The sequence below is a fragment of the Odoribacter sp. N15.MGS-14 genome, from assembly GCF_000980245.1.
Classification (GTDB): domain Bacteria; phylum Bacteroidota; class Bacteroidia; order Bacteroidales; family Marinifilaceae; genus Odoribacter; species Odoribacter splanchnicus.
On record NZ_LARE01000028.1, the window covers coordinates 17,380 to 38,428 of the forward strand.

Sequence of the window (21,049 nt, forward strand, 5' to 3'; positions counted from 1 at the left end):
TCAACAGATTTCCGCTCTGAGTAAATTGACAAATTCGATAATATCGCTTTCTGTGGTGTCGAAAGAACAGACCCAACGCACTTCCGAAGCATCTTCATCCCAAATGTAAAAAAAGCATTCCGACTGCAATTTGGTTATCTTATCGCGGGGGATGATTGCAAATACTTCATTGCCTTGTACCTCTTGAGTGATACGGATTCCCGGAATTTTAGCCGCTTCGTTGGCTAACATCCGGGCCATCCGGTTGGCATGTCCGGCGGTCTTTAACCAAAGGTCATGTTTTAAGACTGCCGAAAATTGAGCGGCGATGAAACGGGTCTTCGAGTGAAGCTGCATCAGTTGCTTCCGGATATATTGTACTTCTTTGGCTACTTCCGGGTTGAAAAAGACTACGGCTTCTCCGAACATCATCCCGTTTTTGGTACCTCCGAAACTCAAAACATCGATACCGACCCGGGAGGTGATGTCACGGGGATCACATCCCAGATAGGCGACGGCATTCGAAAGACGTGCACCGTCCATATGTACGTACATCCGATGGGCATGGGCATAATCGCAGATTTCCTTTAGTTCGTCAGGCGTATAGACCGTCCCCAATTCGGTACATTGCGTCAGGGAAATCATTTTAGGTTGTGAATGGTGTTGCTCTCCGAAACCGTGCATGTGGTTTTGGATGAGACCAGTTGTCAGTTTTCCGTCGAAAGTAGGAACAGTCAGTAGTTTACAGCCCGATTGCTTCTCGATCGCTCCGCATTCGTCCACATTGATATGGGCAGTCTCGGCACATATAACGGCGTTGTAGGAATGGGTAAAAGCAGATAAACTGAGTATGTTTGCCCCTGTGCCGTTATAAACGAAAAATACACTGATATTTTCTCCAAAAATATTTTTAAAATCCTGTATGGCTTTTTCAGAATAACAATCTTCTCCATAAGAATGCTGGTGCCCGTAGGCAGCCTCTTCCAGTGCTTTGAATACTTCCGGTAATACGCCCGAAAAATTATCGCTTCCAAAACCTCGAATCATAATAAAGACTAAAATTAAAGATAAAACGATTCAAAGATAATGAAATTAATCCCTAATCTCCAATCTTTCTGTTCTAATCCCTTTTTTTCCGGAATATCCATTTTAACATAACGATGAAAATTAGGAAAGAGGATATAAAGAGCAGAAAATGGCCGTACTTCAGGTCGGGACGTTTATCGAGTATTCCGATCGCTCCGATAAACAGACCGACCAGAAGTATCGCATAAGCGAGCCGGGAGGCTCCGTTCTGAAGCATTTTCCGGAATTCGGGAACATCCGTGATTTGTAGCTCATGTTTGATTTCACCTTGTTTGAGTTTGTATAATATCTCGCTGATATCTCCCGGAGCGGTTTGTAGGAGGGTGGCATACCCTTTTAAGGTTTGAAAAAGCGAGGCGGCCATCTTACGCGGAGAGAATTGAGTCATGACTACGTCTTTAGCGTAAGGGATGATGAGCTTGGCAAAAGGAATATCAGGGTCCAGGCGTTCGGCTACTTTCTGGATCGTGGCCAACGCTTTGGCCAGCATAAAAATACCGGTAGGCAGACAAAGTTCATATTTGGTGATCAGGTCGATACAATCCTGGATCATCTTGGCGTAATTGAATTTCTCGATCGGGAGCTGGGAGAAACGTTTGATCATTTGTTGCAGGCTGAAAATCAAATCGTCCCGTTGGTCAAAAAAACGTTGATCACAAAGCCGGATCATGGAATCGGCCAAGCCGATAGGATCCCGGCGGGCGAAACCGATGGAAAGGTTGGCCAGGAAATCCATTTCCCGGGGACGGAGAGCTCCGACCATCCCGAAGTCGATGAAGGCTACCCGGTTACCTGGCAGGATAAATAAATTACCAGCATGAGGGTCGGCATGGAAAAAACCTTCCTTGAAGACCATGATCAGTAATGCTTCCGCTCCGTTGAGAGCTATTTGTACCGGATCGAGTCCGGCTGCCTTCAGTTGAAGTGGATCGTCCGGCGACATACCGAAGATCCGTTCCATAATGAGCATCCGGTGGGTCGTATGTTTCATGTCGACATGGGGAATGTAGATCCGGGGATTGTCCTTGAATATATCCCGGAAACGCAGGATGTTCGTGGCTTCGTTGTAATAATTCAATTCCTTGAATATGCTTTCGCCGAACTCGTCGACGACTCCTACGATATTGATGGCTGCCATTTCGGGGTATTCTGTGGCTAATTTTTTGGCCAGATAGCGCATGAGGTATAAGTCCAGTTTGATTTTTTGGTCGATGTTCGGGCGGCGGATTTTGATTACGACGTCTTTCCCGTTTTTCAGACGTCCGGTGTACACCTGTCCGATGGAAGCCGAAGCAATACAATGCGGATTGAATTCTGAAAAAACATCCTTGATTTCGGCCCCTAATTCGTCTTCTATCAGGCGGATTGCCAGGTGGTCGTCGAAAGGGAGGGCATTGGTCTGTAATTTCTTCAACTCTTTTCTGAACCGTTCGGAGAGTATATCCGGACGGTCGGCCAGGATCTGACCGAATTTGATATAAGTAGGTCCCAGATCCTCTATCGTCAACCGCAACCGTTCCTGAGTGGTATATACAGGTTTATGTTGGCGGATGCGGCGCTTTCGGATACGACGTCCTAAAAAAGTGTGGGAAATCATTTCCTTAAAACCGTGCTTGACCAGAATACTGCTGATTTGAATGATTCTGGTGATCTTCAGATACCCTACGTATACATCTGTAATTCTCATTGCTCTTTGGGTTTAGCAGGTTGGGTAGGAGACGAGGGATCTTCCAGTAAAGCATTCAGCTTTTCTACGGCTGTGGTGAGCTGATCGAGGGTTTGAGTGAGTTTTTTATCCCGGCGGGGAGTGAATAACTGACGCAATAATAAAGTGCTGTTCAGCCCTTCCATAGCCCCTGCTATATGGTCACTGAGCCGACGGGCTGCTTCCGGATCTTTGTGAGTTTGCTGTTCGATGATTTTGGATACCTTGTCGATAAAAGCATCCCGGTCACTGAGCGAGGCATTGATGGAAGCCCGTAAAAGCAAGTATAATAAGTCGTTTGTCATACTGATTACTTTAAGCATTGTCGATTGCAAAATATTAAACGAAAAAAGATGTGTTTAGTTGCAAAGAAGAAATTGTGCAGATTATTTTCTACTTTTGTAGGCTCTAAGAAATTTAAGATGATTTGTATATGGAGTGGATACATACTTTATTTTTCGGATCGGGGATCGGACATTCGATTCTATTGGTAGCCATCGTTATCTTTATCGGAATCTATTTGGGGAAGGTGAAGATTGCAGGTATTTCTTTAGGAATTACCTGGATTCTGTTCGTCGGTATTATTTTCAGCCATTGGGGGATGAGGATGGATGCACATGCCTTGCATTTCCTGAAAGAATTCGGACTGATTCTGTTTGTCTATTCAGTTGGCTTACAGGTAGGCCCGGGGTTCTTTGCTTCCTTTAAAAAAGGCGGACTTACCCTGAATTTACTGGCGGTATTGGTGATCGTTCTTGGTGTTGCAATTACCTGTGTCTTATATGTCGTTACCGGTTTGCCCGTCACGACGATGGTGGGTATCCTCTCCGGAGCGGTGACGAATACACCGGGACTGGGGGCTGCGCAACAGGCATATTTCGATATGACCGGAGAGGAAGGCACCGAAATCGCTATGGGATATGCAGTGGCTTATCCTTTGGGCGTGGTGGGGATCATTGCAGCGATCATCCTGATTCGTTATATTTTCCGGATTTCTTTTGATAAAGAGACCGAATCGGCCCAAAGTCAGATGGAAGAAAAAGAAGCACGGGCGACCCATGTTTCCGTCCGGGTGAAAAATCCGGCTCTGTTCGGTAAAGAAGTAGAGGCCGTTGCTACGCTGATCGATAAGAAATTTGTAATCTCCAGGGTGCTGCATGAGAACAATGATCTGGAGATCGCTTATTCACGCACCCATCTACAGGCCGGAGATAAATTATTTATTATTGCTGCCAGGCAAGATTTGGATGCGATTATCGCTTTTATCGGTGAAAAAATAGAGATGCATCGTTCTGAATGGGAAAAGCTGGATTCCAAATTGGTTTCGAGACGTATTATGATTACCCGTTCGGAAATCAATGGAAAAATGCTGGCTCAACTCCATTTACGCGGAGGATTCGGCGTGAATATCACCCGGGTAAACCGGGCCGGGGTGGATTTGGTTGCTAGTCCAGGGTTGGAATTACAGATCGGTGACCGGGTTACAGTCGTCGGAACGGAAGATAGTGTGAAAAGCGTAGAGAAAATATTGGGTAATTCACTCCGAAGGTTGCGGGAACCCAATCTGGTGCCTATTTTTCTGGGAATCGCTTTGGGTATTTTATTGGGAAGTATACCTTTTACCTTTCCGGGAATTCCGCAACCGGTGAAATTGGGATTGGCAGGAGGACCTTTGATTATTGCTATTTTAATCAGTAAGTTCGGACCCCATTATAAATTGGTTACTTATACGACAATGAGTGCCAACCTGATGTTGCGCGAAATCGGCATCTCTTTGTTTCTGGCCTGTGTCGGTCTGGAGGCTGGGATCGGATTTGTGGATACGGTGGTGAATCAAGGCGGTTTTGCCTGGATCGGATATGGGTTTATCATCACCTTCGTACCTCTGATGATTGTTGGCTGTATCGCCCGTAGGTGTTATAAGATAAACTACTTCACTTTGATGGGATTGATTGCCGGGAGTACTACTGATCCGCCTGCATTGGCTTATTCGAATGGTGTCGCCGGAAATGATATGCCGGCAGTGGGATATGCTACTGTTTATCCTTTAACGATGTTTTTACGCGTTTTAACAGCCCAGTTATTGATACTTATTTTGTAAATTTGCACGATCGTATATTAATTCAGTATTCCTATGTCTTACGGTATAGCAGATTTGAGTATAGTTCCCATGCGGAGTGAAAAATCAGAACGGAGTGAGATGGTTTCTCAGATTCTTTTCGGTGAGGTATTTGAAATACTGGAGGTGGATGAAAAATGGGTATATGTCAGGATGTTGCATGATCATTACGAGGGCTGGATCGATCGGAAAATGTACCTTGAAGTCACCGAAGAGTTTATCGATAAATACAAAGCCGAGGTACCTGTACTGGCTACAGAAGTATTTAATATAGTAGTGAAAGACGGTGATTACGGGAATAAATTGGTAGTTTCGGGTAGTGTATTTCCCTTTTTCGATGCCACGACCAAGAAGATGCAGATCGGGGGAGATACCTATACTTTGGTCAGTAAGATGAAAGATGTCGGTATCGATAGTTTAAGGGATCTGATTATCGGTTATGCCTTGATGTATTACAATACGCCTTATCTTTGGGGAGGACGGTCACCTTATGGGATCGATTGCTCGGGGCTTTCCCAGATAGTTTACCGGATGGCCGGGATCGATTTGCCGCGGGATGCTTCGCAGCAGGTGACGCTCGGACAGAATTATTCTTTCGTCGAAGAAGCGATGCCCGGTGATCTGGCTTTCTTCGGAGATGAGGCCGGAGCAATCACTCATGTCGGAATCATTTGGGAACAAAACCGGATTATCCATGCTTCCGGGAGAGTACGGGTCGACAAAATCGACCACCAGGGAATTTTCAACGAAGACTTGAAACGTTATACCCATAACCTGAAAGTCATCAAACGAATCCTCAACGATTAAGGTGAGAAAGTCCATAAAGTCTAAACTTTAGTAATCCCACGTAACCTTTGCAACTCTTATAACTCTTATAACTCTATAACTCTAGTAACTCTTTTAACTCTAGTAACTTTTTTTTCAAATCATTTCCCCCGCCTCCGGGCCGCAACAAAAAAGCAGATCCAGGATACTCAGATTCGGGGTAAATGGAAAGCGGTCGCTGAAAGTTTGCCGGTAAGGTTTCGGGATATAATCACAACCGGGTTGTCTATGGGAAGCCTTGGGGTGGATAGCGTTGCGCAGGTCCGTGTAATTGGCGTCCCCGAGGGCGATGTAATCTGCTGTAAGCCGGATATCCCGTTTCAGTTTCAGTAAATCCAGTACAGTCGTTAAGATGGCCAGGTTATGATCGAAAAGGTAAGTCTCCTGCTTTTCAAAAAAAGGCATTAAATCGTCGATATAATATTCGTAATAAGGAGAATTCTTGTAAGCCGATTCGATTCCCCGGAAGTGTAATTTTTGCCAGGGTGTCGGATACACGATTTTCAGGTCTTTTACGAGGGTTTTACTGTTGGCTTTGGCTACCGGGACAGTTAAAGCGATCACGCCGTTTGCGGTCATGATTTCACAACGGTTGCGGTAACTCTGTTTGCCGAAGTTTTCATATTGCTCGATATAGGTTACTTCTGCTTTTTTTAGACAGGAGAAGTAAGCTATCGGTGGAAAATAGGCTGTCGTTAATAAAAAAGGATTCATAATAGCTGTGCTTGATGAGCACAGGCAAAAATAGTAAAATATTTTTTGACTTCTCTGTTTGGTATATTTTTCCTCAATTTGTCGTAATAATTTAGCAGAAGTGTGTAAAAATTGTCATCTGGAAGTAACAAGTGTGTAATTTGCAAATTTTTGTCGTTAAAATATTGATAAAAATTTGTGGATGTGCGGATTCCTTGCTATCTTTCGAATGCTGAATTGAACTGAACATAACTACGTCTTATCGAGGATTTCTTTTCGGGATTGGAAAAAATAAATGTTTTTTTCCTCTGATAACCGGAACATTCCCGCTGATAGAGCGTATAATGTTTGTTTGTATCCGGTAAAATGGTTGAAATAATAATATTTTATCGTAAACTTTGGTTAAGATCTTTGGAGATGTGAAAGGAAGTTAATGAATAGAATGCATGGGGTGTAGGTGCGATAGTATTAAGTGATGGATGAATAGGTGTGAATATTTTGCCGGGGGAATATTTTAAACGGTATGAAATGAAATTTGATATCATAGTCAACGATCCTTTGCTGGAACCTTTTCTTCCTGTTATCCGGCGTCGCCATGAACGCAGTGTGCTGAAAGAGTTGGAATTTACCAACCGGAAAAAAAGACTTGCTGACATTTTTAATAATCATCTTTATTTTGGTTTGCACCGGCTTCCTGGGAAAGGTTGGGTATTCCGGGAATGGGCTCCTCACGCCACGGCGATTTATCTGATCGGAGAATCGAACGACTGGCAACGAAGGGAGAATTATAGCTTTCATCGGCTGGATGGAGGAATCTGGGAATTGGAATTACCAGAAGAAGCCCTCTGGCATGGGATGGATTATAAATTCTGGATAGAATGGCCCGAAGGAGGAGGAGAACGGATCCCCGGATATGTAAACCGGGTAGTACAGGATGATCTGACCAAAATTTTTTCAGCCCAGGTCTGGCAACCCGAACAAGCTTATCGGTGGCGTTATTCCGGTGTAGGAAGAATGGACCATCCTTTGATCTACGAAGCACATATCGGTATGAGCATGGAAAATCGCCGGGTGTCTACGTTTAATGAATTCCGGGCTTATGTGTTGCCCCGGATTGTGGATTTGGGATACAATATGATTCAGCTGATGGGGATTCAGGAACATCCCTACTATGGCTCTTTCGGCTATCAGGTGTCGAATTTTTATGCAGTCAGTTCCCGCTTCGGTACCCCCGATGACCTGAAACGTCTGATCGATGAGGCACATGGATACGGTATCGGCGTGATCATGGATCTCGTGCATTCCCATGCAGTCAAAAATGAAGCCGAGGGATTGAGTTGTTTTGCCGGAGATTATAACCAGTATTTTTATCCTGGCGAACGTGGCGAACATCAATTGTGGAATTCCCGTTGTTTCGATTATGGAAAAAATGAAGTGATCGGTTTCTTGTTGTCGAATTGTAAATACTGGCTGGAAGAATTTCACTTCGATGGTTTCCGTTTCGACGGGATCACTAGTATGCTGTATTGGGATCACGGTTTAGGACGCGATTTTACGGAATATAAATTTTATTACGACGGTAATCAGGATGAAGATGCGATAACCTATCTGACTCTCGCCAATAAGTTGATCCATGAGGTGAATCCGGAAGTGATTACGATTGCCGAAGATATGAGTGGTATGCCGGGTTTAGCGATGCCTGTCGAAGAGGGAGGATTAGGGTTCGATTTTCGCATGAGCATGGGAGTTCCGGATTATTGGATCAAATTGATCGAAGATAAAAAAGATGAGGAATGGCATGTCGGGGATATGTTTTACGAACTGACCAATAAACGGCCGGAGGAGCATACCATCAGTTATGCCGAGAGTCACGATCAGGCTATGGTAGGGGATAAAACCATCTTTTTTCGTTTGGTCGACAAGGATATCTATACTTCGATGAGTGTTTTCGACCATAGTCTTCGGGTCGACCGGGGAATGGCGCTTCATAAAATGATCCGGCTGATAACGATAGCCACTGCCGGCGACGGATACCTGAATTTTATGGGGAATGAATTCGGGCATCCCGAATGGATCGATTTTCCCCGGGAAGGGAATAATTGGAGCTATGAACATGCCCGCCGGCAATGGAGTCTGGTCGACGACAAGGATCTGCGTTTCCGTTTTTTGAATGAGTTCGATAAAGCAATGATTTCTTTAGCAAAGAAAGACGGCTTTTTTAAACCTATCCCACTGCCTGTCGTAAGAGATAATGAGAGACAGGTATTGGCTTTCCGGAGAGGTGCTTATCTGTTTGTCTTTAATTTTAATCCCCAAAGTTCATTCTCCGACTATCGGTTCGAGGTGGAAGCGGGGACATATTTGCCGGTATTGGATACCGATAATCAGTTGTTCTCCGGCTTTAACCGGATCGACGACGGGTTGGAACATTTTACCCTTTACCGGGAAGGACGGAACTGGTTGAGTCTCTATATACCTTCCCGTACAGCAATTGTCCTGCAATTGCAGGAGGAAAACTTTAAAAAGAAAAAATAAAATAGATATAAAGACGTTATTATGGCTTATTTGAAATTTAATAAGGATGAATTGGTGAATCTGGAGTATTCACTGAAGCGGGAAGTGCTGGCGACCAACCGGGCAGGAGGATATATGTCTTCTACCATTATCGGATGTAATACCCGGAAGTACCACGGATTACTGATATTGCCTATTGAAGAATTCGACGGGGAGAATCATGTGTTGTTGTCGAATCTGGATGAGACGGTCATTCAGCACGAACGTGAATTTAATTTGGGTATCCATAAGTATCCGGGTAATTATGAACCCCGGGGGCATAAATATATTGTCGATTTTGAGTATGAACCGGTATTTACCCTGACTTACCGGGTAGGAGGTGTACATCTCAAAAAAGAGATTGTCCTGGTACACAACGAACCTCAGGTCCTGATCCGTTATACCTTGCTGGATGCCCATTCCGATACGACCTTGAGATTGAAACCGTTCCTGGCTTACCGGAATATCCATTGTTTGTCTAAAGCGAATATGATGGTCAATACCAAGTATCAGGAAGTTGAAAACGGGATCCGTTCCAAATTGTATAATGGCTTTCCATATCTGAATATGCAAATCAGCAAGAAGAACGAGTTTGTCGCTACTCCCGATTGGTATTATAACATCGAATACATGGAGGAACAAAACCGGGGATATGATTTCAGGGAGGATTTGTTCGTACCGGGGTATTTCGAATTTCCGATAAAGAAAGGAGAAAGTGTGATTTTTTCTGCCTCGGTCGATGCGGTGTCTACCGGACGGTTGAAAACCAAGTTCCAGAAATTGGTGGATGACAGATCCCCCCGTAATAGTTTTGTGAATTGCCTGAAATATTCGGCTTCCCAGTTTATTGTGAGAAGAGGAAAAGAGACTGAGATTATGGCCGGGTATCCTTGGTTCGGAAGATGGGGAAGGGATACTTTTATTGCTCTGCCGGGAGTGACTTTGGCTGCGGCGAATGATGTCAGGACTTGTAAAGAAGTACTTGACACGATGATCCGTCAGCTGAATAACGGTTTGTTTCCTAATATTGGGAAAGATAAAAATGCTTCCTACAATTCGGTCGATGCTCCGATGTGGTTTTTTAAAGCCGTTCAGGAGTATGGAGAAGCCGTTCAGGACGATGCTGCTGTTTGGAAGAGCTACGGAGCGAAGATGAAGGCCGTTTTGAAAGCTTACCGGGATGGAATCAACGAATATGTGAAGATGGTGGATAACGCTCTGATCTGGGCCGACGAACCGGGGAAAGCGTTAACCTGGATGGATGCCATTGTCAATGGGGTACCCGTTACACCACGCGGGGGGTATCAGGTAGAAATCAATGCACTTTGGTATAATGCTATTTGCTATACCTTGAAACTGGCTGGACAGGCTGGAGATAATAAGTTCGTGAAAGATTGGAAAGAAATGCCTGTCAAAGTAAAAGAAAGCTTCCTGAATGTATTCTGGAATGAAGAAAAAGGCTATTTGGCCGACTTTGTCAATGGAGGCGGACAGAATGTTTTTGTACGTCCGAATCAAGTGATCGCCTGTTCGCTGGAATATAGTCCCTTGTCGGACGAGATGAAACATGGTGTGCTCGATGTGGTGAAAAACGAATTGCTGACACCGAAAGGTTTGCGGACATTAGCACCTAAGAATCCGGCTTATGAAGGCACTTATGAAGGAGATCAGGCTACCCGGGACAGAGCTTACCATCAGGGAACGGTTTGGCCTTGGCTGCTCGGACCTTATATCGAAGCTAATTTTCGGCTTTATGGGAAAAAATTTGCGAAAACAGCCCGTGAACTATTGGCCAACTTCGAAGAAGATATGACTGTATATGGGGTTTGTTCTGTCGGAGAAATTTATGACGGAAATCCTCCTTATACTCCGAATGGGTGTATATCACAAGCTTGGAGTGTGGGGGCGATTTTGAGAAGTATGGCTTTGCTGGAGAAGTATTGTAAAGATGATAGATGACAGACGATAGATAGGGGAAGATGCAGACGAGAGGAATGAAGTGGAAAGTTTTGGATAGGGAAACACGATAAGAGGAACGAGGTTTTTGCACGATTGCAAAAAAAATAATTATAATTATATGAAAACTAGAGTATTGATGTTTGGCTGGGAGTTTCCTCCTCATATTGCCGGAGGATTGGGAACCGCATGTCTGGGATTGACCCGGGGATTGGCTAAACAAGGAGTTGAAGTGCTCTTCGTCATGCCGAAAGCGAGCGGTGATGAAGATCAGAGTGCTGCTAAAATTATTAACGCCAGTGATGTGGAGTCTTTGTACCAGTACCATGATGTGGAGGAATATTGGAAAAATATCAATTTCATGGAGGTTGGCTCTAATCTGATGCCGTATATGGATCCCGAGACATTTGCCCGGGAGGTGAATAAGAGTGTTCTGGAAGGAAGCGAAGAAAATCGGATTGAATTTAAGAACAAATACCAATTTTCCGGTAAATACGGGGCTAATCTGATGGAGGAAGTGGCTCGTTATGCTCTGGTTGCTGCTACGATTGCAGGGCAACAACAGTTCGATGTGATCCATGCTCACGATTGGTTGACCTATGCTGCGGGTATCGCTGCAAAAAGAGTCTCCGGTAAACCTCTGGTGGTGCACGTACATGCCACTGAATTCGATCGTAGTGGTGAGAATGTGAACCAAACGGTCTATAACCTGGAACGGCAGGGGATGCTGGAAGCCGATCGGGTGGTGACCGTCAGTAATCTAACCCGGAATATCGTCATTACCCGCTATGGGATTAATCCGGATAAAGTGGTGACGGTACATAATGCCGTTGATTTTCAGTCGTATTCCGAAATGGAAGTCGAGAGAGGGGTAAAAGAAAAGGTCGTGACCTTCCTGGGACGGATTACTTATCAGAAAGGCCCCGAATATTTTATCGAGGCAGCGAATAAAGTGCTGAAACGTTATCCGAATGTACGTTTTGTCATGGCAGGCAGCGGGGATATGATGAACCGCTCGATCCGAAGGGTGGCTAAACTGAAGATTGCAACGAAATTTCATTTTACAGGTTTTTTACGTGGCCAGGATGTGCAAAAGATGTTTGCCCACAGTGATGTCTACGTGATGCCTTCTGTATCCGAACCTTTCGGGATTTCTCCGCTGGAAGCGATGCGCTCGGGGGTACCTACGATTATCTCTAAACAATCGGGAGTGGCCGAAGTGTTGAAACATGCGATCAAGGTTGATTTTTGGGATGTCGATGCCTTGGCGGATGCTATCTATGCTTTGCTGGCGTATCCGGCATTAGCTGAATTTGCAGCTAAATACGGCTTGAATGAGGTGAATACTTTAAAATGGGAAAATGCAGCGTATCTCTTAAAAACGATTTACGAAGAATTAAAAAGATAAAACAATAACAATTAAAATATGACTACTATGGATAAGAAAACGTTGTGTTTGTATTTCCAGGTGCATCAACCGATACGTTTAAGAAAATATCATTTTTTCGATATAGGCAAGAATAGCGATTATTACGACGATTTTGCCAATCGTACGATTACCCGTAAAGTGGCCGACCGTTGCTATTTACCGGCCAACCGGATGATGCTGGAGCTGATTCGGAAATACGGAAAGAATTTTAAAGTGAGCTTTTCTATCTCCGGAATGGCTATCGAACAATTCCGTGAATATGCCCCTGAGGTTATCGATAGTTTTAAAGAATTGGTGGCTACCGGATGTGTCGAAATATTGGCCGAAACTTATTCCCATTCCTTGGCTTCGCTGGTGGATGAAGGCGAATTTAAAAAACAGGTGAAACAACATGCTGATCTGATGAAAGAATTATTCGGGGTGAAACCGGTGACTTTCCGGAATACCGAATTGATCTATTCCGACGAGATTGGTGAGATGGTCGCCCGGATGGGATATAAAACGATGCTGACCGAAGGAGCACGGCATATCCTGGGGTGGAAGAGCCCGGATTATGTCTATACCAATTCGATTAATCCGAAATTGAAGCTGTTGCTGAAAAATTTCAGACTAAGCGACGATATCGCTTTCCGTTTTTCCGATAAAGGTTGGGATCAATGGCCGCTGACTGCCGATAAATATGCTTCCTGGCTGAATGCTGCCGACGGAGAGATTGTCAATCTTTTTATGGACTACGAAACTTTGGGAGAACACCAGGGAGGCGATACCGGGATTTTCGATTTTATAGCAGCTCTGCCGGCACAGATTTTTGCTTCTACCAATTTTGAATTTCTGACTCCTAAAGAGGCTGCCGCAAAACATCAACCGGTAGCTCCTTTGCATGTCCCTTACCCGATCTCATGGGCCGATGAAGAACGGGATGTCACTGCCTGGTTGGGAAATGAATTGCAGAATGAAGCTTTCGAGGAGCTTTATAAAATGAAAAATAAAGTCAATGCGCTCAAAGATCCGGTACTTACCCATGATTTCGATTGCTTACAGGCTAGCGACCATTTCTATTATATGTGCACCAAGCTATTTTCTGATGGAGCGATACACCAATATTTTACTCCCTACGACACTCCTTACGAGGCATTTATAAATTATATGAATGTGCTGAGCGATTTTATACGGAGGGTAGAAGAAGAAACGGACCGGAAGAAGACAAGACATCCGAAAGAAGAAAAAGAACCGAAAGAAACCCGGAAAGTAATCGAAGCCCCGGAAACTTCGAAGGAAGAAACTCCAAAGACCGGGAGTGAGAAGAAAAAAGCAAGAACGACGACCAAAAAGAAATAAGCTTTTCGGGCTAATCCGGAAAAAGATCGGTATAATTAGTCCGTAAAGTTCTTCAGGTTACTCCTTCGTTGCTTCAAGTTCATAAAGTGTGTAGAACCTGCGGACGTCTTCTTTATGGGACTTTCGGGTCCGGTCGGCCGTAGAGAAAAGTGCCCGCAAGGTCCGGGGACTTAATAAACTTGATCGCTCATGAACTAAACCGATTCAGGAAAGGCATTGCAGGAACAATGAATTTCCTGAATTTTGATTTTTTAGGTTTTGATTATCAACTTTTTGGATAAAAATATGTACCTTCGGGGCTCATTTAACACACGCAAAAGTAATATGGATAACAATAAATTGAAGAATCCCGCTTACCTTTTTGAAGTAAGTTGGGAAGTTTGTAATAAAGTGGGGGGAATTCATACGGTGATTTCGACCAAAGCCCTCAATATGGAAAAAGAATACAGCAGTAGTCATATTTTAATCGGCCCCGATGTCTGGCGTTATACCGAACAGAATCCTGAATTTATCGACGATCCCCGTTTGTTCAGGTCCTGGCGGCAGAGAGCAGCCCAGGAAGGCTTGCGTATTAAAGTAGGACGGTGGAATGTGGCTGGAAAACCGATTGTCATCCTGGTTGATTTCAGTACGTTCATTACGCAGAAAGATGAAATTTTTGCTTCTTTTTGGGAAAAATATAAACTCGATTCGATTAGTGGTCAATGGGATTACATCGAACCGGCCCTGTTCGGATATGCAGCAGGGAAAGTGATCGAGAGCTTCGTTCGCTTTAATTCTTCTATCCGGCAGCGGATTATCGCCCAATTTCACGAATGGATGACGGGAGCCGGATTATTGTATTTGAAAAGTGCGATGCCTCAGGTGGGATGTGTATTTACCACTCATGCCACCGTGTTGGGCCGTTGTGTAGCCGGGAATAATCTACCCCTGTACAGTGAGATGAAAAATTATGTACCCGAAGAACTGGCACGTCGTTTCAATGTCATTTCCAAACAGTCTCTCGAGAAGACCGCAGCACATCAAGCCGATTGTTTCACTACGGTCAGTGAGATCACGGCTACCGAATGTGCTCATTTTCTGGATAAAGAAGTAGACCTGGTTACTCCCAATGGATTTGAGAATGTCTTTACGCCTTCCGAAGCCGAATGGGAAGGCAAACGAAAGGCCGGAAGAGAAAAATTTCTTCAGGTGGCACAGGCGATTTTGGGGCGTCCCGTAGCCGAAGACGCCTTGATCCTGGGTATCAGTGGACGGTACGAGTTTAAAAACAAAGGAATCGATGTCTTTATCGATGCCATGGGACAATTGAATCGTAACAACGGACTCGGTAAAGAGGTGTTGGCCTTTATTTTGGTACCTGCCGGACATGCCGGTGCAAACAAGGAATTGCTGCATAACCTGGAATTACCTTATCAGGCCGTTACCTCTACAGATCTTTATCTGACACATTATCTCAACGATAGTGCCAACGATCCGGTGATGAACCGTATCCGGGCACAAAAATTGCGTAATTCCGAGGAAGATAAAGTGAAGATCTTCTTCGTTCCCAGTTATCTGAATGGAGATGACGGGGTATTCAATATGCCTTACTATGATTTGCTGGTGGGGATGGATCTGACCGCTTTCCCGTCTTATTACGAGCCTTGGGGATATACTCCGCTCGAAAGTCTGGCGTTTAAAGTGCCTACCATTACGACCACTTTGGCCGGATTCGGACTGTGGGTGAAAGAACATTATAATATGAATCATCCCGGTATAGAAGTTATTCACCGCGAAGACGGTGATGCGTCCAATGTGGCTACGGCTATCGCCGAATGGGTAAAAAATTATACACAGGTCGGAGAAACTGAAATGCAGAAAGACCGGGACAATGCCAAAGATGTTTCCCGGATTGCACTTTGGGATAATCTGATCAATTATTATAAACAGGCTTATACGATCGCTTTGAACCAGGTCAGCGAACGCTTGAAAGACCTGCCTGCCAATATGAACGAATCGGTATCTTATATCGAAAAACAGCTCACGGTAAATAATCCCAGCTGGGTCAGTGTGATGATCCATCGCTCTATTCCCGAAAAACTGATCGCTCTGGAAGAATTATCCAAAAACCTTTGGTGGGCCTGGAATGAAGGTGCTCGTGAATTATTCCGGATGATCGATGTCGATAAATGGAGGGCTTGCGGTCACAATCCGATCATGTTGTTGGATTCGATTTCCCTGGCTCGTTATAAAGAACTGGAAAATGATGCCGGTTTCGTGCATAAACTTGAAGAAGTATATGCTCAGTTTAAAGCCTATATGGCAGCGAAAGAACATATGTCCGGGAATGGGGTTGCTTACTTCAGTATGGAGTATGGTTTGCATACTTCGTTGAAGATCTATTCCGGAGGATTGGGAATCCTGGCCGGTGACTACCTGAAAGAGGCCAGCGATAAAGGGACGAAGATTACGGCTGTCGGTTTATTGTATCGTTATGGTTATTTCACACAGAAATTATCTGCTATGGGTGATCAGGAAGCCGAATACGAAGCTCAGGATTTTATGAAGATCGCCGTAACCCCGGTACGTGACAAGGAAGGTAATTGGGAAACCATCAGTCTGGTATTCCCGGGACGGAATGTATATGCCCGGATTTGGAGGGTCGATGTCGGCCGGATAGAGCTCTATCTGCTGGATACCGATTTCGAAGATAACTTGCCCGAAGACCGGAGTATCACCCACCATCTGTATGGCGGAGATTGGGAAAACCGCTTGAAACAGGAACTTTTGCTCGGGTGTGGAGGTATTCAGGCCTTGCGAAAACTGGGTATCGAAGCTTCTACTTACCATTGCAATGAGGGACATGCTGCTTTCACCGGGCTGGAAAGATTGAAAGAATATATTACCGAGGAACGCCTGACTTTTGCCGAAGCGATCGAAGTGGTGCGGGCATCTTCTTTGTTTACGACTCATACACCTGTACCTGCAGGACATGATGCCTTTTCGGAAAATATGCTGCGTACTTACATCTCTCATTATGCCGATCGGCTGAAAATCTCCTGGGAACAGCTGTTGGGATTAGGAAAAATCAATGTCGCCGATCCGAATGAGAAATTCTCTATGAGCTTCCTTGCGGCTAATCTGGCTCAGGAAGTGAATGGGGTTAGCTGGTTGCACGGCGAAGTGAGTAAAGAGATTTTCAAAGGCATGTGGCCGGGATATATGGCCGAGGAGTTGCACATCAGTTATGTGACCAACGGGGTACATTATCCGACTTGGGCGGCTCCCGAATGGAAGAAAATAGAAGAATCTTTGTTCGGTGAAGATTTTAAGAATCATCATTACGATAAGAAATGTTTCGAACAAATCTATACCGTTCCCGATGCTGTCGTATATGAGGTGCGTACCAAATTGCGTAAGCGCCTGATCGATCATGTAAAAGAATTGTTGAAAGACGAGGTGGCTGCCTCTTATTTCACTCCCCGGCAGGTGATTCAGATCCGTGAAACTTTGCGGGACGATATTCTGACCATAGGTTTTGCCCGGCGTTTCGCTACCTACAAGAGGGCTCACCTGTTGTTCCGTAACCTCGAACGCCTGGATGAAATCGTCAATAACCCCAAACATCCGGTGCAGTTTATCTTTGCCGGGAAAGCCCATCCTGCCGATAAAGCCGGACAGGACCTGATCAAACGGATTGTCGAGGTATCCAAATATCCGCAATTCCTGGGTAAGATCATCTTTCTGCCTAACTATGATATGGATCTGGCCAAGAAATTGGTACAAGGGGTTGATGTCTGGATGAATACGCCGACCCGGCCTCAGGAAGCTTCGGGTACCAGTGGCGAAAAGGCTGCTATGAACGGTGTTATGCATTTCTCCGTGCTCGACGGCTGGTGGGTCGAAGGATATCGTAAAGATGCCGGATGGATGCTGCCGATGGAAAGAACTTTCGAAAATCAGGCCATGCAGGATGAATTGGATTCTGAAATGATATATAACATTATCGACGATGAGATCGCTCCTCTGTTCTACGAACGGGATGCTAACGGATTATCACCTAAATGGATCAGCTATATCAAAAATACTATTGCCAGGGTGGCTTCGAATTTTACGACCAACCGGATGCTGGAAGATTATGAAAAACAATATTATGTTCCGATGTCTGCCCGCTATCAGAAGATGATCGAAAATGATTTCGCCATGGCGGCAGAAATTGCCGAATGGAAAAAGAAAATTTCCCGCGAATGGGATAATATCGAGTTAGTCGGATTGGACCTGCCCAATCGTTCCAAACAGATCATCGCTTTGGGGAAATCTTATTACGGAGAGGTGAAACTCGAGATCGGCGAACTCAGTATGCATGAAGTGGGAGTTGAATTGGTGGCTGCCGAACAGAAAGACGGACGCCAGGTTATCCGCGAAAAACACGATTTTATCCCTGTTGAACAAGTGGGTAGTGTGGCCAGATACCGCATCGATGTGACTGCCGACTCTCCGGGATTGCTGATGCTGGCCATCCGTATCTACCCGAAAAGCGAATTACTGCCCCATCGCCAGGACTTTGCTTTGGTAAAATGGCTGTAAGCTGATCGTTCTTTTTTCAGTTATTAAAGTTAAAAAGGTTACAAGAGTTACAAGGGAGCAGAGGTTGAGCCATCTTTGTAACCTTTGTAACTTTTTATTTCGTCTGAAAAGTCAGAAACTTCTAAATCCCTTTTGTTCGCTAAACCGTCCTTCCCGATCGTTCGTTTCAGCGACCGTAAAAAGCATCCGTTGGAACCATTGGCTTTATAAATTCCCCTATTCCGGCAACTTAGCAGATGCCGGTAAATTTTGACAGAAAGAACCGTCCCGGAATCCCTTAATTTTATACTTTTGCACGACTAAAAATGAATCAGGGATGTTTTTGGAGAGTACTAATCGGGCCGGTTGGATAGAGGTGGTTTGCGGTTCTATGTTTTCCGGTAAGACGGAAGAGTTGATCCGGCGGTTGAAGCGGGCACAGTTTGCCCGGCAAAAGGTGGAAATATTTAAACCGAAAATCGATGTGCGTTATTCGGATGAAGATGTGGTATCGCATGACGCGAATACGATTCGTTGTACGCCGGTGGAAAATTCGGGTAATATTTTGTTATTGACCGGAGATGTCGATGTCGTCGGAATCGATGAAGCCCAATTTTTTGATTCTAATATAGTGTCGGTATGTAAAACATTGGCAGATAACGGTATCCGCGTAATAGTCGCTGGGCTGGATATGGATTATACCGGTAAACCTTTCGGGCCGATGCCTGATTTGATGGCTGTGGCCGAATATGTGACGAAAGTACATGCGATCTGTGTCCGTTGCGGGAATTTGGCCCATCATTCCCATCGTCTGTCGGATAATGATAAATTGGTGATGCTGGGAGAAAAGCACGATTATGAACCGATATGCCGGCATTGTTTTAACGAATTAATGAAAAAAGAGCACCAATAACCGGTTGGGCTGCCGAAAATGGGGGACAGAAAGAATGTTTTCTATAAAATAATCCCTTGTTTTAATTATATTTATAAATATCCTTTATTTTTGTTTTCGGAAACAAACAGAAAGAAAGTGGATGGCGCTAAATGAACAGGAAATATTAAGAGGGGTAAATCAAAAGGATTTAAAAGCGTGGGAAACGCTGTATGCCTCTTATTATGCAGCCCTTTGTTCATATGCCGATGGTATTGTAAAAGATTCCGATACGGCTCAGGATATCGTTCAGGATACTTTGATCAGGATCTGGAATTCCGACCGGACCTTTCCGGATATCAAAGAATTGACCTGGTATTTATATCGCTCGACCTACAACAATGCCCTGTTCCATCTTCGTACCCAGGCTTCCCGTCAGAATATTTTACGTAAGATGGTAGCGGAGGAGGTTGAATTACCCGACGAACAATTCGCTTTAACCGTACGGGAAGAATTGATCCGCCAACTCTATGTCTATATAGAAGATCTGCCCGAAGAAAGAAAAAAAATACTTTTGATGAGTATTCAGGGACATTCGGGAAATGAGATTGCCGATCTGCTCGGAATCAGTATTAATACGGTAAAAACCCAAAAGAACCGGGGATTCAAGTATTTGCGTGAAAAGTTAAAAGATTCGGTTTTGTTATTTCTGTTGTAATTGTCTGTTCAGATAGCTGTTTTATATTGAGTTTCACTACTGTCCACTAAAAATGGACAAGGTTAAAAATTAAATAAATTCGGTTCACTTGAATCATATCGGTCTTTGACATTTTTGAAATTCGATTTGTCAAACAAGTCACTGAGATGTGTTTTGTCAGTCAGAGAAATTCCGAGTATTTGGAGAACTTCATAGATGCTTCGTTCTAATTTCATATCGTGTAGGACTATTGCTACTAAGCAGTAAGTGATTATCGCACAATAGATTTGTATGCGTACAGCGTTTTCCGATGTTCCCCAGAACTTCTTAATCCTGAGGTGTTGTTTTATCCATTTGAAGAACAGTTCAACACTCCATCTGTTTCGATAAAGCGATGATATTAACTCCGCAGATGCGTCAAGATTATTTGTCAGGAAGATGTATCGTGTACCATCTTCAGGATTTTCAATGATGAGTTTTCTAAGTTCCTCAGGGTAATCCTTAGAACTTTTATAAACCGTAAAGCATCCGATTACATCCGATACTACACCTTCCGGCAATCTTCGTTTCCAGGTTTTAGGCTTGATCCGTACATTTGTTTTGGCTCGTACAACGAAGAAAGCACCTATACGATTTATTGTATTAAGGTTGCTGAAATCGTTATACCCCCGGTCGAATATATAATGCGCTCCTGATTCATATGGAATCTCAGGCATAGCCTTTGAATCGTGAATATTGGCAGGTGTAATATGCACAAATGCAGGTACTTCCACTTCAATATCGTAGAGCGTATGCAACTTTATTCCGCCTTTATGTTTGCGAAATTTAGCCCATTCAAACACTGACAGGCACAGATCAATCGTTGTAGAGTCAAATGCATAAACATGACCGTCAAGTTCGAATATTTTATTGATTCTACGCTTGCGGGCCTCGGCAATCATGAATGTTGCGTACTCTTCGAAGATGCGGTAGTTACGTTGCTCATTAGCCTTGCTAAGATTGCTCCGAGTTACAGACTTCCCGATTCCGAGATGGTAAAGTTTCCCAGCATGAGCTTCCATAGCCACAATCAAATCTCTGAGACTCTCTCGATTGGATAGCTGACCGAACAGCATCGTAAGCAGCTGATTCCAACAGGTATAGCTCTTGATATACTTGTCGCCTTCATACTTTGTAACGATACGATTGAATTTACTTCGGTCAAGGAACTTAACTAATTGGGCAAAAATATATGGATCTTTATGCATAAC

14 protein-coding genes are annotated in these 21,049 nt (G+C 44.2%); 9 read left to right on the forward strand and 5 right to left on the reverse strand.

The window, feature by feature from the left end; all coding sequences use genetic code 11:
• The 3 genes from WS34_RS07865 to WS34_RS07875 all read right to left on the reverse strand — a co-directional run bounded on the left by WS34_RS07865 (position 1) and on the right by WS34_RS07875 (position 3,075).
• Positions 1–1,023 (reverse strand): threonine aldolase family protein, encoded by a 1,023-nt coding sequence (locus tag WS34_RS07865; RefSeq protein ID WP_286693680.1) that lies wholly within the window; start codon positions 1,021–1,023, stop codon positions 1–3.
• Positions 1,024–1,099: 76 nt separating this feature from the next.
• Positions 1,100–2,752, reverse strand: a complete 1,653-nt coding sequence (locus tag WS34_RS07870; RefSeq protein ID WP_046404174.1) for an ABC1 kinase family protein — start codon at positions 2,750–2,752, stop codon at positions 1,100–1,102.
• Positions 2,749–3,075 (reverse strand): hypothetical protein, encoded by a 327-nt coding sequence (locus WS34_RS07875; RefSeq protein ID WP_286693679.1) that lies wholly within the window; start codon positions 3,073–3,075, stop codon positions 2,749–2,751. Before WS34_RS07875 ends, WS34_RS07870 begins: the two co-directional genes overlap by 4 nt.
• Before the next feature lie 128 nt (positions 3,076–3,203).
• Between WS34_RS07875 and WS34_RS07880 the strand changes: the two genes are divergently transcribed.
• Both WS34_RS07880 and WS34_RS07885 read left to right on the forward strand, forming a co-directional pair.
• Positions 3,204–4,871 (forward strand): putative transporter, encoded by a 1,668-nt coding sequence (locus WS34_RS07880; protein ID WP_046404178.1) that lies wholly within the window; start codon positions 3,204–3,206, stop codon positions 4,869–4,871.
• A gap of 33 nt (positions 4,872–4,904) precedes the next feature.
• Positions 4,905–5,696 carry a C40 family peptidase gene (locus WS34_RS07885; RefSeq protein ID WP_046404180.1) on the forward strand — a complete coding sequence of 264 codons (792 nt, stop codon included), beginning with the start codon at positions 4,905–4,907 and terminating at the stop codon, positions 5,694–5,696.
• Positions 5,697–5,810: 114 nt separating this feature from the next.
• Here the strand turns inward: WS34_RS07885 and WS34_RS07890 are convergent, their stop codons facing one another.
• Positions 5,811–6,428 carry a WbqC family protein gene (locus tag WS34_RS07890; RefSeq protein WP_046404181.1) on the reverse strand — a complete coding sequence of 206 codons (618 nt, stop codon included), beginning with the start codon at positions 6,426–6,428 and terminating at the stop codon, positions 5,811–5,813.
• Between the two features lie 507 nt (positions 6,429–6,935).
• Here WS34_RS07890 and WS34_RS07895 point away from each other — a divergent pair.
• The 7 genes from WS34_RS07895 (at position 6,936) to WS34_RS07925 (ending at position 19,820) form a co-directional block, all read left to right on the forward strand.
• A complete protein-coding gene (locus WS34_RS07895) occupies positions 6,936–8,942 on the forward strand; it encodes an alpha amylase C-terminal domain-containing protein (protein WP_046404196.1) in 2,007 nt (668 codons plus the stop codon).
• Positions 8,943–8,963: 21 nt separating this feature from the next.
• Positions 8,964–10,919: an amylo-alpha-1,6-glucosidase gene (locus WS34_RS07900; RefSeq protein ID WP_046404184.1), complete on the forward strand. Its 1,956-nt coding sequence runs from the start codon at positions 8,964–8,966 to the stop codon at positions 10,917–10,919.
• 118 nt (positions 10,920–11,037) lie between these two features.
• Positions 11,038–12,324 (forward strand): glycosyltransferase family 4 protein, encoded by a 1,287-nt coding sequence (locus WS34_RS07905; protein WP_046404186.1) that lies wholly within the window; start codon positions 11,038–11,040, stop codon positions 12,322–12,324.
• 27 nt (positions 12,325–12,351) lie between these two features.
• Complete coding sequence (locus WS34_RS07910; protein ID WP_046404188.1) at positions 12,352–13,683, forward strand: glycoside hydrolase family 57 protein; 1,332 nt, start codon at positions 12,352–12,354, stop codon at positions 13,681–13,683.
• Positions 13,684–14,007: 324 nt separating this feature from the next.
• The gene (gene glgP / locus WS34_RS07915) at positions 14,008–18,252 is read left to right on the forward strand and encodes an alpha-glucan family phosphorylase (protein WP_046404190.1); all 4,245 of its coding nucleotides are present in this window, start codon (positions 14,008–14,010) and stop codon (positions 18,250–18,252) included.
• A 316-nt stretch (positions 18,253–18,568) separates the two neighbouring features.
• Positions 18,569–19,144 (forward strand): thymidine kinase, encoded by a 576-nt coding sequence (locus tag WS34_RS07920; protein ID WP_013610642.1) that lies wholly within the window; start codon positions 18,569–18,571, stop codon positions 19,142–19,144.
• A 121-nt stretch (positions 19,145–19,265) separates the two neighbouring features.
• Complete coding sequence (locus WS34_RS07925; RefSeq protein WP_013610643.1) at positions 19,266–19,820, forward strand: RNA polymerase sigma-70 factor; 555 nt, start codon at positions 19,266–19,268, stop codon at positions 19,818–19,820.
• A 62-nt stretch (positions 19,821–19,882) separates the two neighbouring features.
• On the opposite strand, the gene WS34_RS07930 is transcribed toward WS34_RS07925, so the two are convergent.
• Positions 19,883–21,046, reverse strand: a complete 1,164-nt coding sequence (locus WS34_RS07930; protein WP_046404109.1) for an IS4 family transposase — start codon at positions 21,044–21,046, stop codon at positions 19,883–19,885.
• Positions 21,047–21,049: the final 3 nt, after the last annotated feature.